The 12,372-nt window shown below is 59.4% G+C and carries 8 protein-coding genes; 4 read left to right on the plus strand and 4 right to left on the minus strand.

Features of this window, described 5'->3' with window-relative positions:
• Window positions 1–223 precede the first annotated feature (223 nt).
• The 4 genes from GTU67_RS13515 to GTU67_RS13530 form a co-directional block, all read right to left on the minus strand.
• Window positions 224–1,693: an NAD-dependent succinate-semialdehyde dehydrogenase gene (locus GTU67_RS13515; protein ID WP_185780587.1), complete on the minus strand. Its 1,470-nt coding sequence runs from the start codon at window positions 1,691–1,693 to the stop codon at window positions 224–226.
• A 12-nt stretch (window positions 1,694–1,705) separates the two neighbouring features.
• Window positions 1,706–2,638, minus strand: a complete 933-nt coding sequence (locus GTU67_RS13520) for a cation diffusion facilitator family transporter (RefSeq protein ID WP_185780588.1) — start codon at window positions 2,636–2,638, stop codon at window positions 1,706–1,708.
• Window positions 2,638–4,710: a methionine--tRNA ligase gene (gene metG / locus GTU67_RS13525; protein WP_185780589.1), complete on the minus strand. Its 2,073-nt coding sequence runs from the start codon at window positions 4,708–4,710 to the stop codon at window positions 2,638–2,640. Before metG ends, GTU67_RS13520 begins: the two co-directional genes overlap by 1 nt.
• Window positions 4,711–4,828: 118 nt before the next feature.
• Complete coding sequence (locus GTU67_RS13530; RefSeq protein WP_185780590.1) at window positions 4,829–5,113, minus strand: hypothetical protein; 285 nt, start codon at window positions 5,111–5,113, stop codon at window positions 4,829–4,831.
• A gap of 106 nt (window positions 5,114–5,219) precedes the next feature.
• Between GTU67_RS13530 and apbC the strand changes: the two genes are divergently transcribed.
• The 4 genes from apbC (at window position 5,220) to dcd (ending at window position 12,368) form a co-directional block, all read left to right on the plus strand.
• Window positions 5,220–6,302, plus strand: coding sequence for an iron-sulfur cluster carrier protein ApbC (apbC, locus tag GTU67_RS13535; protein ID WP_185780591.1), 1,083 nt, complete (start codon window positions 5,220–5,222; stop codon window positions 6,300–6,302).
• A gap of 83 nt (window positions 6,303–6,385) precedes the next feature.
• On the plus strand, window positions 6,386–8,164 hold the full coding sequence (locus GTU67_RS13540; protein WP_430459017.1) for an autotransporter assembly complex protein TamA: 1,779 nt from the start codon (window positions 6,386–6,388) through the stop codon (window positions 8,162–8,164).
• An 8-nt stretch (window positions 8,165–8,172) separates the two neighbouring features.
• Window positions 8,173–11,727, plus strand: coding sequence for a translocation/assembly module TamB domain-containing protein (locus tag GTU67_RS13545; RefSeq protein WP_185780593.1), 3,555 nt, complete (start codon window positions 8,173–8,175; stop codon window positions 11,725–11,727).
• Window positions 11,728–11,801: 74 nt separating this feature from the next.
• Window positions 11,802–12,368: a dCTP deaminase gene (dcd, locus tag GTU67_RS13550; protein ID WP_185780594.1), complete on the plus strand. Its 567-nt coding sequence runs from the start codon at window positions 11,802–11,804 to the stop codon at window positions 12,366–12,368.
• The last annotated feature ends 4 nt before the right edge of the window (window positions 12,369–12,372 follow it).

Raw genomic sequence — 12,372 nt, forward strand, 5'->3', positions numbered from 1 at the left:
CGAGGAACCAGCGATTCCAGCGTCACCATCTCAAGCTCATGCTGATAGGCAGTAGGTTCTTTTAGCATGCCCCATTATGAACAAACCCTCGGTTTTACGCGAGGGTTTGTCAGCAATCTGAGCCAACCCTAAAACGGTTGGCTTTTTTGTTGCGTAGCCGGCAGGGCGCTGCAATAAACGGCTTTTTCCGGCTTCGCTCTTTGGCTTGCTGTGCGTTAACGCCTTACAGCCCACCCATAGCCATGTATTTAAGCTCCAGGTACTCGTCTATCCCGTGACGTGAGCCCTCGCGGCCCAAACCCGAGTGCTTGATACCGCCAAACGGGGCGACTTCAGATGAGATGGCGCCGGTGTTGATGCCCACCATACCGTATTCAAGTGCTTCGCCCACCCGCCAGGCCCGGCCGATGTCGCGCGTGTAAAAATACGCGGCCAGGCCGTATTCGGTATCGTTGGCCATGGCAATGGCCTGTTCTTCGGTATCGAAGCGGAATACGGCCGAGACCGGGCCAAAAATTTCCTGACGGGCAATATCCATGTCCTGGGTCAGGTTGGCAAGTACGGTCGGCTCGAACCACAGGGTGTCTGGGCTGCGACGTTTGCCGCCGGTGTGCAGCTGCGCCCCTTTCTGGGTGGCGTCCGAAATCAGTCGTTCGACTTTCTGCACGGCAGCGTCGTTGATCAGCGGGCCTTGCACAACACCGTCTTCCAGGCCGCTGCCCACCTTCAGGGTTTGGGTGGCCGCCGTCAGTTTTTCGACGAAGCGGTCATAAACGCCCGACTGCACCAGAAACCGATTGACGCAGATGCAGGTTTGGCCAGTGTTGCGGTATTTGGCGGCCATGGCGCCCTTGACGGCAGCGTCGATGTCGGCGTCGTCGAAGACAATGAATGGTGCATTGCCGCCCAACTCAAGCGACAATTTTTTAAGCGTTGGGGCGCATTGCTCCATAAGCAGCTTGCCTACCGGGGTAGAGCCGGTAAAAGACAGTTTTCGCACAATGGGGTTGCTGCAGAGCTCGGCGCCAATGGTTTTGGCATCGCCGGTCACAATATTGAACACCCCGGCGGGGATACCTGCACGTTCGGCCAGCTCGGCCAGTGCCAGGGCCGATAAAGGCGTAAGTTCGGCCGGCTTCAGTACCAGCGTGCAGCCTGCGGCCAAGGCGGGTGCCGCCTTGCGGGTAATCATGGCCGACGGAAAGTTCCAGGGGGTAATGGCGGCGCAAACGCCGACCGGCTGCTTGACCACCACGTAGCGCGTGTTGGGCGCCGGGGAGGGGATGACTTCGCCGTAGGCGCGCTTGCCTTCTTCGGCAAACCATTCAATAAACGAGGCTGCGTACCCGATTTCGCCGATGGCTTCGGCCAGGGGTTTGCCTTGCTCCAGCGTCATGATGCGTGCCAGATCGGCCTTGTGTTCCAGCATCAGTTCGTACCAGCGACGCAAATAGCGTGCGCGCTCGGCGGCAGTGAGCGCACGCCACGCCGGCAAGGCCCGATGGGCGGCATCTATCGCCTGGCGTGTTTCGTCGGTGCCGGCATCGGGAACGTGGGCCAGAACCTGGCCACTGGCCGGGTCGAGTACGGCCAGCGTCTTGCCGGCGTTGGCGTCGCGCCACTGGCCATCGACATAACATTGGGTGCGCAACAGGGTAGGGTCTTGCAACTGGAATGTGGTGGCAGTGGTCATGCTCAGCTCCGTTCAGGAAGGTGGGTTGGGGGCGGCCTGGGCGCGAGTGGTGATGTCGACCGGGTCGAAGTGGGTCATGACATCGAGTACGGGCTCGTTCTCGATGACACGGCGACGCGCCTCGACGGCGATGTCGTGGCCCTGGGCGATGGTAAGTGTGGCATCCATTTCAAGATCGACCTCGACCCAGATCATGTCGCCCAGCTTGCGGGTTTTCAGATCGTGAACACCCTGGACACCGGGGGTAGACAGCAGGTGCGTGCGGATGCGGTTTTCGGTGTCGTCGTCGACGGCGCGGTCCATCAGGTCGCTGAAGGCATTGTAAAAAAACTTCCAGCCCATGCGCCCGATCATGAGCCCGACGATAAGCGCCGCAAGCGGGTCGGCCATGGGAAAGCCCATCATGTTGGCGCCAATACCCACGACCACCACCAGCGACGACGCCGCGTCGGAGCGTGCGTGCCAGGCGTTGGCAATCAGCATGCTGGAACGGACCCGTTCGCCCACCCTGAGCAAATAGCGGAACAGCCATTCTTTGCAGGCCAACGTCAAAATGCCTGCGACCAGCGCGGCCCAATGCACCTGCGGGATGAGTGCCGGGTCTTGCAGCTTGCTGAAGGCCGCCCAAAGCATGCCAATGCCCACGACCAGCAGCAGTACGCCCAGTACCAGAGAAGCGGCTGTTTCGAACCGCAGGTGGCCGTAGTGATGGTCGGCGTCGGGGGCTTTTTGCCCCTGCTTGTTGGCCACCAGCACCACAAAGTCAGACAGCAGATCGGACAGTGAGTGCACCGCGTCGGCCACCAGGGCCTGCGACTGTGCAAAAACGCCAATGATGGCTTGAGCAATGGTTAAAACAACATTGACCACCACACTGACCCAGGTGCTGAACTGCCCCTGGGCATACCGTGACGTGTGTGGAGGCTCGGCCGTGTGTTTGTTCATTAACTGATGCGCATGCCGGGTTCGGCCCCGGAGACAGGCTCAAGAATATAAATACCGGGGTTGGTGTTTTCGTCGGCGTGACTGGCTGCCAGCACCATGCCTTCAGACACCCCAAACCGCATTTTGCGCGGGGCCAGGTTGGCCACGACAACGGTTAGCTTGCCGACCAGGTCCTCGGGCTTGTAGGCAGCCTTGATGCCCGAAAAAATCTGGCGGTTCCGGCCTTCGCCAACGTCGAGCATGAGCCGCAGTAGTTTGTCAGACCCGTCGACTTCGGTGCATTCAACAATGCGCGCAATGCGCAGGTCGATTTTTGCGAAATCTTTGAAGTCAATGGTGTCGGCAATGGCCTCGCCGCCGGGTTTGGGGGCTTCTACCACTGGGGGCTCGAACAGGTCTTCTAGCATCTGTGGCTCGACGCGCTGCATGAGGTGTTTGAATGCATTGATTTTGGAAGGCAGCTGGGTGGCGTCGGCCCACTGATAGTGGTCGGCATCGGCGAACAGTTCTTGGGCGACGCGGGCGGTAAGTACCGGCAAAATGGGGCTTAGCATGACCGACAAGGCCTTGAAGCCGGCTAAAGCGCGCGAGCAAATGTCTTGCAGCTGTGCTTTTTGCTCGGGGGTGGCCTGGGCAATGCCTTTGGCCAATACCCACGGCTGAGCCGTATCGAAGGCCTGGTTCAGACGGTCGGCGTAAGCCATGGCCGTACGCACGGCACGGCCGTATTCGCGGGCTTCAAGGTCGGCCTGAACAGACGCGACGACCTCGGCAATGTCGTTGGTCAAGCCAACGGTGTCGCCGACATAGCCCAGTTGCCCCTCGAAGTACTTGCTGATGAAGTTGGCCGCCCGGCTGGCAATATTGACGTATTTGCCGACCAGGTCGCTGTTGACCCGTGCGATGAAGTCATCGGGGTTGAAATCTAGGTCTTCGACGCGGGCATTTAGTTTGGCGGCGATGTAATAGCGCATCCATTCGGCGTTCATGCCCAGTTCGAGGTAACGCAGCGGCGAAATCCCGGTGCCACGGCTCTTTGACATTTTCTCGCCGCTGACGGTAATGAAGCCGTGTACGTGTAATTGGTCGGGCACCTTGCGGCCCGAAAACTTCAGGGTGGCGGGCCAGAACAGGGCATGGAAATAAACGATGTCTTTGCCAATAAAGTGAACCTGTTCGGTGGTGCTGTCGGGCGCGACAAGCGCATCGTAATCAAGGCCTTGCTTGGCACAGTAGGCCTTAAGTGAAGCCAGGTAGCCAATAGGCGCGTCTAGCCACACATAGAAGTACTTGCCCGGGGCGTCGGGGATTTCAATACCAAAGTAGGGCGCATCGCGCGAGATATCCCAGTCGGCCAGGTTGGCTTCGCTGTCGGCCTCGCCCGAGCCCAGCCATTCGCGGGTTTTGGCCAAAATTTCGTTTTGCAGGCGCTTTTGGCCACGGGTGTTCGTACCGGTTGTCCATTCTTGCAAAAACGCCACGCAGCGCGGGTCGGACAAATTAAAGAAGTAATGCTCGGAGCTTTTTAGGACGGGCGTGGCTTTGGTAAGCGTTGAATACGGCTTGATCAGGTCGGTGGGTGCATATACCGCGCCGCACGACTCGCACGAATCGCCGTATTGGTCGGGCGCATGGCATTTGGGGCATTCGCCCTTGATGTAGCGGTCGGGCAGGAACATGCCCTTGACCGGATCGTAAAACTGTTCGATTTGGCGGGTGCTGATCAGCCCCTGGGCTTTAAGCGCCTTGTAAATACTTTGCGACAGTTCGACGTTTTCGGGCGAATCGGTGGAGTGCCAGTGGTCGAACTGGATGTGAAAGCCATTCAGGTATTGGGGACGTTCGTTGGCGTAGCGTTGCACCAGCGCCTGGGGCGTAATGCCCTCGGCCTCGGCCTTGAGCATGATGGGGGCGCCGTGAGCGTCGTCGGCCCCGACAAAGTGTACGGTATGACCCGCCATTCGCATGGTGCGCACCCAAATGTCGGCCTGGATATACTCCATGATGTGGCCGATATGGAACGAGCCGTTGGCGTAGGGAAGTGCTGTGGTAACGAATAGGGTGCGCGACATGGGCAGGCGTATTTATCAACAATAGAAACGAAGCCTCTATTGTAATGAATCGCCTGCCAAGGTGTTCGGGGGTAAACGCCCCGGCAGGGCCGGCGCCAACCCGGCGCGATTAGGCCCTTTAGCGGATTTCGCGCATTTCGACGTCGACGACGTCGGCTTTGTTAAAGCGCGAAGCTTGTTTGGCCGCACCTGGGCGATACCGGCCTGCACTGGCGGCGGCCGCACGCTGGCGTGCCTCCCAGTAGGCGCGGGCGCCAAACGGCCTGCCTTTAATTTTTGCCACAATGTACAAAATACCAATGGCAATGGCGGTAGACACCATAAAAATAAACGCCATGGCCATGCCGAAAATGGCAAGTACAAAAAACAGCAGACCGCGAAGAATTTGAGTGAATGTATTCATAAGATTAAGTATGACATTTTTGCGGGGAAAAGTTCCAGTCCCCAAGAATCACGGCAATCCGCTATGCTTTGACTTTAGCTGAAAACAATACCTGCAAGGCCACACCATGAGCTTTACCGTAGAGCAAATCCAGACACTATTGTCCGACGTTGTCGACCCGAACACGCAAAAAAAACTGGGCCCAATCGTAAAAAAAAGTGAGATCGTCATCGACGGCTCGGTTCTTAAGCTTAATCTGGCGTTAGGCTACCCGGTTTTCAATGGGGTCGACGCACTTCGGCAATCGATTGAAACCGTTTTGGCCGGAGCCGGGTTGTCGCTCGAGCGCCTCGATTGCACGCTTGCGGTCGAAACCCACGCTGTGCAGCGCGGCCTTAAGCCGCTGCCTAATGTGCGCAATATTATTGCCGTGGCTTCGGGTAAAGGGGGCGTGGGCAAAAGCACGACGTCGGTCAACCTGGCGCTGGCGCTGCGTGCACAGGGGGCCAAAGTGGGGTTGCTCGACGCCGATATTTACGGCCCCAGCGTACCCATTATGCTGGGCCTGTCGGGCAAACCCGAAAGTCGCGACAACAAAACCATGGAGCCGCTGGTAGGGCACGGCATCGAAGCCAACTCCATCGGTTTCCTTATCGACCCTGACGCGGCGGCTATTTGGCGTGGCCCGATGGTTAGTCAGGCCCTCGAACAGTTGCTGCGCCAAACCAATTGGGGCGACCTCGATTACCTGATCATCGACATGCCCCCCGGCACGGGCGATATCGCGCTGACGTTATCTCAAAAAGTGCCGCTCACCGCGGCGGTTATCGTCACCACCCCGCAAGACCTCGCCCTGGCCGACGCTCGCAAAGGGTTACAAATGTTTCGTAAAGTCGATGTTCCGGTGCTGGGCATCGTCGAAAATATGGCCATGCATATTTGTTCCAACTGCGGTCACGCCGAACCGATTTTTGGCGAGCATGGCGGTCAGCATCTGGCGGCCGAATTTAATTTGCCCTGGTTGGGGTCTTTGCCTTTGGCCATGAGTATCCGGTCTCAAACCGATGCCGGTACACCTACAGTCGTGTCCGACCCGCAAAGCGACGCCGCGGCCGAATATCAGCGCATTGCGCACAAGGTGGCGGTACTGGTGGCGGCGTTGCCTAAAGATATGGCGGCCAAGATGCCGTCTGTCGTTGTTCAACACTAAAGTTATCCATGCCGTTGGGGGTATTCTGCGCACGTGATCGGGGTTCAGGCAGGCGTGGGCTTGGCCGGGCAAGGCCCAGCCGGTTGGCCGTGTTGGCCCGGCGCCTGTTGCTTGCTTTGGGGCTGGCAGGCACGCAGCTGGCGTGGGCCGCCAAGCCCGAAGTCATTATCGACCCCGGCGGGGTGCCGCCCGAAGCCTTGCAGTCCATCATGGGCGCCATTGATGCCATTACGCGTCTGGCCGAAGACCAGGATGGCGGCGAGGTTTCGCGGCTGCGTCGTCGCGCGCGTGACGCCACGTTGTCGGCGCTCGAAACCCAGGGTTATTTTGCGTCCAGGGTCGATCTGGTCGTCGGCCAAGACTATGCCGGTGAAACCTGGGAGATCACAATCGACCCGGGGCCGCGCGCCCAGGTTGGGCAGGTCGACATTCGTTTCTTGGGCAAAATCGCCGAGCCCGAGTTCGCCGATCGTGTGCGTTTGCTTGAAGAAGACTGGCCGCTTGACGAAGGGATGCCGTTTATCAACGAGTCCTGGAGCAAGGCCAAGTCTGACCTCATTACCGAGGTAAGCCGCAAAGACTTTTTGCTGGCCCGCATGGTGCAGTCGCAAGCCACCGTTCAGGCAGAAGACGCCCGGGCCGATCTTGACGTCCAGGTTGATAGCGGCCCGCGTGTACGCATGGGCGAACTAACCCTTATAGGCTTGAAGCGCGTACCACCCAAGCTGATTGAGCGCTACGTGCGTTATACCCCGGGCGATGCCTACGATCAGGACAAGCTCGACGACTGGCAACAGGCGCTGCAGTCAACGGCGTTTTTTCGTGGCGCTTTCGTCGTCATGGACAGTCGGGCCGATCAGCGCGTGCAACGCCCGGACGGCGATGTCGAAATGCCGGTGGTCGTCCGGGTAACCGAGGCCCCTGCCCGCGTATACACGGCGTCGCTGGGTTTTGATACCGACAACGGGGCGCGTGTCGAAGGCCTGTATCGCCAGAATGTGGTGTTTGGCCAGCCTGTTTGGACTGAAACGGGGCTGGGCGTCGATAAAAACCGTCAGCGTTTCTTTTTTGATGTACACCTGCCCCCCGATACGCGTGGCTACACCGACAGTTTTGGTGTCCTGGCCAGCCATTCCGACATCGAAGGCCTGGATACAACCCGTTATGGTCTGGGGTGGCGACGCAATCAGACACGCAAAGCCGCCGGTAATAGTCGGGTCGAGTACGAAACCCAGTGGAGTCTGGTGGCTGCACAAGACGAAACCAAAATCGCGGGCGCCGAATCGTACCGCGTCCCGACCATGGTGGCAGGCTGGCAGTGGTTGCGTCGCGACGTTAACGACAAGTACGACCCGCGCGAAGGCAATTTAGTTGATTTTGGCGTAGGGGCCGGCGTAACGCTCGACCGCGGCGAGCCGTTTTACAAAACCAGTTTGCGCGGGCAGCAATGGTGGCCGGTCGGGCGCCGCGACGTGTTTACCGTGCGTGCCGAAGTGGGTAAGGTCTGGTCGCAAACCGAACGTCTGCCCGAAGATTTCGGGTTTCGTACCGGCGGGGCACGAACCATTCGCGGTTATGGTTACAACAGCATTGGTATTCCCAGGGGCGATGCCATTATTGGTGCGCCCACGCTAGCCTGGGCCAGTATCGAATACATGCATTTTTTTACCGAGCAGTTGGGCATGCGGGCATTTTTTGACGCGGGCGATGCGGCGCCATCGTTTCGCGACATGGAAATGCACTATGGCTATGGTTTGGGCGCCGTATTGCGCACGCCGGCCGGGCCATTTGCGGTCGACCTGGCTTATGGCCAGCGCGATCGCCGCCTGAAACTGCATTTTTCCCTGAGTGTGGCATTTTGAGCGGGCCGATGCGTCGACTTCGTCGTTTTCTGTTCTGGCTGGGGCCGGTTCTGGTGATGCTCATCGCCATTTTGGCCGGGTTCGTGTATTGGGTTGTGGCCTCGCAGCCCGGCTCACGCTGGGCGCTTGAAACCGGCGTTGGTCTGGCCGGCGGTCGGGTGGCCCAGGTCGATGGCACCATCTGGGACGGCCTGCGCGTTGGTGAACTCCAGGTCGATACGCCTGCCGTAAAAATTGGTTTGGCCGATGTCGATCTGGTGGTTGACTGGCCGGCATTGCGCGACCGCCGTTTGCATGCGCAAAATATTTCTGCAGGACGCTTGTCGCTTGATGTGCTTGAAAGCGACGAGCCGCAAGAAGATCAGCCGTTTTCGTTGCCGGTGCTTCCGGTGACGCTGGCCCTTGATCGTATTTCGTTGGGCGAGCTGAATGTATCGCTTAATGGTGAACCGGTGCTGGCCCGCGTTAAAAACCTCGAGGCCTCGCTGGCGCTGAACGAGCAAGATGCACAGCTGGTGTTTCGTCGGGTGTTGTTGGGCCAGCAAGATATCGATGCCGATGTCACCGGCGAGTTCCGTTTGTTGGCGCTGGCCGACCCGTGGCCTTTTTCATTGGTCATAGAAACCAATGCCAAAAGCAGCGTGCCCGATTCCCTGCTGTGCGCGCGCCGTTTTTTGCCTGGGTTGCCGCAGTCAACAGAAACGGCAACGGAAACGGCAACGGTGGCGGTAGTGCAGGCCGACGACGAAGCGGCTACCGAACTCGACGCCATCAGTACTTTTTGTGCAGTAGACCTGAAAGCCACCGCAGAGGGTTCCCTCGACGCGGCGTCTGTCAAGCTGGCAGGCAGTGGCCAGGACATGACACTCGAGGCGGCCGCGCAGCTGGCGCCACGCGAGCCCTTTCCGCTGCGTACCGCCCAACTGCAGTTGGGTTTGAGCGACGGCGCTTCAATAAACGCCGACCTGGGTTGGGAAAGCGGGGTCGATGTTGACCGGGTAAAAGGGCAATTGAATGTTCATCGTCTTGATCTGACGGGTTTGGCCGACGCCGGCTTGCCCGAAGCGTTGCTGTCATCCAGCCTGGTGTTCGACGCGGCGCTCAAAGATAAATCGAAAGTGCAGGCGGCCGACCTGACATGGGTGGTCAGCGAAGGCTCGCGTTGGAACGGTCAACCTTTGCAGGCTGATGTGGCGTTGGCAATAAGGCATACCGAGCCCGTGGCCCCCGACGACCCCGGGTTTCGGGCCGATAATCTGCAACTCGACGTTCGGCTCGGGCCGCATCAACTCAAAGGTAGCGGGCGTCTGGGGTGGTCCGACACCCAAATGCAGTTGGCGCTCGGCGCATCCCGGTTGGCCGATTTCTGGCCCGGGTTGCCTGGGGGGCTTTCTGTCGAGGCCCGGCTTTCGGGCGCGATGGCGGCCCATAATCTCACCCTTAAAGGGCAGTACGATTTAAATCAACCAGGCGGCAATACCTTGGGCGAGGCCCCTGTGGTGCTCGACGCCCAAATAGAAGGTGGCTACACCGCCAGACCCGACTCGCCGCCAGCCTGGTCGGGTCGTTTTACCCGGCTCGACATCGGGCATGCCGGCGTCAAGGTCGATGCGCGTTCGCCGGTGCCCCTGCAAGTGGTGCCGGCGGCTCAGGCGCCCGCCTGGCTGCTCGAGGTTGGTGCAACGCAAATCGAACTGGCCTTGCCGTCGCGTAACAGCGTGGTGATCGACCATGCCCGCACCCAGTTTTCGCCCGGGCGCTGGACTACCCGGGGCGATATCGACCGTCTGACGCTTTCCAAGCGGATTATCGACGAGGCGACGGCGATGCTTGACGCGGCGAATCCGGAAGGCACGGCCGATCGCGGGCGCGTGATTCTTGATGTCGACGACCGTAATGATCTGGTCGAGATTACTTATGGGCTGAACTGGGGCTTGTCCTTCGAAGGGGCGCTTTCGGGCGCCGCGCAGGTGCGTCGTCTGGGCGGCGACATGATCGTGCCGGGCGACCCGCCGTTTCCGCTGGGTTTGCGCACCTTGCAGGCCGATTTGCGAGCACGGCCCACCGGCAACGGGGCCAGTCGCATCGATATCGACATCGACGTCGACACGGTCAAAATGGGCCGTGCCGAAATCCAGGCCAACAGTTTGCTGCGAACCACCCCGGAGGGCGGTTTTTATGTCAGCCCCAACGACGCCACAACGGTTAACGTAAAAGCCGACGTGGCCGACTTAAGCTGGCTCAGCCTTTTCGTTGGCGACGCTACCGATATTGGCGGTCGTCTGACGGCCGATGTGCAAGCCCGCAGCCGCCCCGACGGCAGCTGGCAAACCAGTGGTACGGTAAACGGCAGCGACATCCGCTTTGTGCGCATCGACGACGGCGTCAGGCTTGTCGAAGGCACATTGCAAGCGCATATGGAAGGCGACCGCTTTGTGCTCGACAGCCTTGAGTTTCCTGCGCGGCGCCGCGCTATTCCTAAAGAGTGGCGCACCGAAGAGTGGACCCGTGCGAACCCGGATGCCCAGGGGGGCAAGCTGACGTTGACCGGATACTGGGACTTGAGCGACCAGGGCGGTAAGGTCGAGGTCGATCTGTATCGTTATCCCATTTTGCAGCGTTCAGATCGCTTTGCCATGGTGACCGGCAAGATCGGTGTCGATGCCCCCTCCGAGCGGCTCGATATCAACGGCGAGGTCACGGTTGACGCGGGCTGGGTCGATCTGGACATGTTAAGCAGCGTACCCACCGTCGACAGCGATGTCGTGGTTGTGCGGGCCGGGCAGCCGCCGCCCAAGGCCGCACCCATGAATATCGGCATGAATATTTCGGTAGACCTGGGGCCGCGCTTTTACATTACCGGGTACGGTGTCGATTCCGGCCTGGTGGGGCAAATGCGCATCATCATGAACGAAGGCAAGCTCTCGGCCTACGGTGCTTTGCGTACGCGGGGTGGGGCCATCGAAGCCTACGGTCAGCGGCTTCAGTTGCGCCGCGGTACCATCACGTTCCAGGGAGATATCGCCAGCCCCGTCCTTAACATCGAGGCCTTGCGTACCGGTGTGGCCGTCGAGGCCGGCGTACGGGTCAGCGGGACGGCGCGCCGTCCGCGCATCGACCTTATTTCCTATCCCGAAGTCGCCGATGTGCAGAAGCTGTCGTGGCTGTTGCTGGGGCGTGGCCCCGATGACTCGGGTGGCGATGCTGCCTTGCTGTTCTCGGTCGGGACATCGTTTTTGGGCGATGGCGAGCCCTTTTACAGAAAATTCGGTCTCGACGAGGTCAGTATGCGTTCCGGCGAATTGGGCAGCGTGGGCAGTATCTTGCCTGCCGAGTCCGTTGTACGGGGGCTCGATAGTGGCACCAGCGATATCGAACGCCAGTTCATGGTGGCGGCCAAGCATTTGGCAAGTGGCTTCACGGTCAGTCTCGAGCAGGCCTTGTCCGATACCGGTACGGTGGGCCGGGTCAGTTATCGGCTTGCGCGGGGGCTTTCTGCCCAACTCAGTGCGGGTACGGTCAATGGTTTGGCGCTTATTTACCGTTATGTGGCCCGCGAATGACTCATTTGTCTGTTTGCCCGCGCATTTGTCATGGGCTGGCTATAAAATAGACGCCCATTAAACAAGGGATCCCTATGTCGATTAAAAGTGACCGCTGGATTCGTCGTGTTGCCCAAGAGCACAGCATGATCGAACCCTTTGAGCCCGGCCAGGTACGTAGTGTGAATGGCGGGAAAATCGTCAGCTACGGCACCAGCAGCTACGGCTACGATGTGCGCTGCGCCGACGAATTCAAGATATTTACCAATATCAACTCAACCATTGTCGACCCGAAAGCGTTCGACGAAAAGTCGTTCGTCGACTTCAAGGGCGACGTCTGCATTATTCCGCCCAATTCGTTCGCGTTGGCGCGTACGGTCGAATACTTTCGTATTCCCCGCAGCGTGCTTACCGTTTGCCTGGGCAAAAGCACGTATGCGCGTTGCGGCATTATCGTCAACGTGACCCCGCTCGAACCCGAGTGGGAGGGGCACGTTACACTCGAATTTTCCAACACAACGCCTTTGCCGGCCAAAATTTACGCGGGCGAGGGTTGTGCACAAATGTTGTTTTTTGAAAGCGACGAGGTTTGCGAAACCTCGTACCGTGACCGTGGTGGCAAGTACCAGGGTCAGCAGGGCGTGACATTGCCACGCACATAGGAGC

Source organism: Pusillimonas minor, from assembly GCF_014237865.1.
Taxonomy (GTDB): Bacteria; Pseudomonadota; Gammaproteobacteria; order Burkholderiales; family Burkholderiaceae_B; genus Neopusillimonas; species Neopusillimonas minor.

Coding starts and splice junctions, on each gene's coding strand:
- GTU67_RS13515 (WP_185780587.1), bottom strand. CDS start 1,693: ATGACCACTGCCACCACATTCCAGTTGCAAGACCCTACCCTGTTGCGC.
- GTU67_RS13520 (WP_185780588.1), bottom strand. CDS start 2,638: ATGAACAAACACACGGCCGAGCCTCCACACACGTCACGGTATGCCCAG.
- metG (WP_185780589.1), bottom strand. CDS start 4,710: ATGTCGCGCACCCTATTCGTTACCACAGCACTTCCCTACGCCAACGGC.
- GTU67_RS13530 (WP_185780590.1), bottom strand. CDS start 5,113: ATGAATACATTCACTCAAATTCTTCGCGGTCTGCTGTTTTTTGTACTT.
- apbC (WP_185780591.1), top strand. CDS start 5,220: ATGAGCTTTACCGTAGAGCAAATCCAGACACTATTGTCCGACGTTGTC.
- GTU67_RS13545 (WP_185780593.1), top strand. CDS start 8,173: ATGCGTCGACTTCGTCGTTTTCTGTTCTGGCTGGGGCCGGTTCTGGTG.
- dcd (WP_185780594.1), top strand. CDS start 11,802: ATGTCGATTAAAAGTGACCGCTGGATTCGTCGTGTTGCCCAAGAGCAC.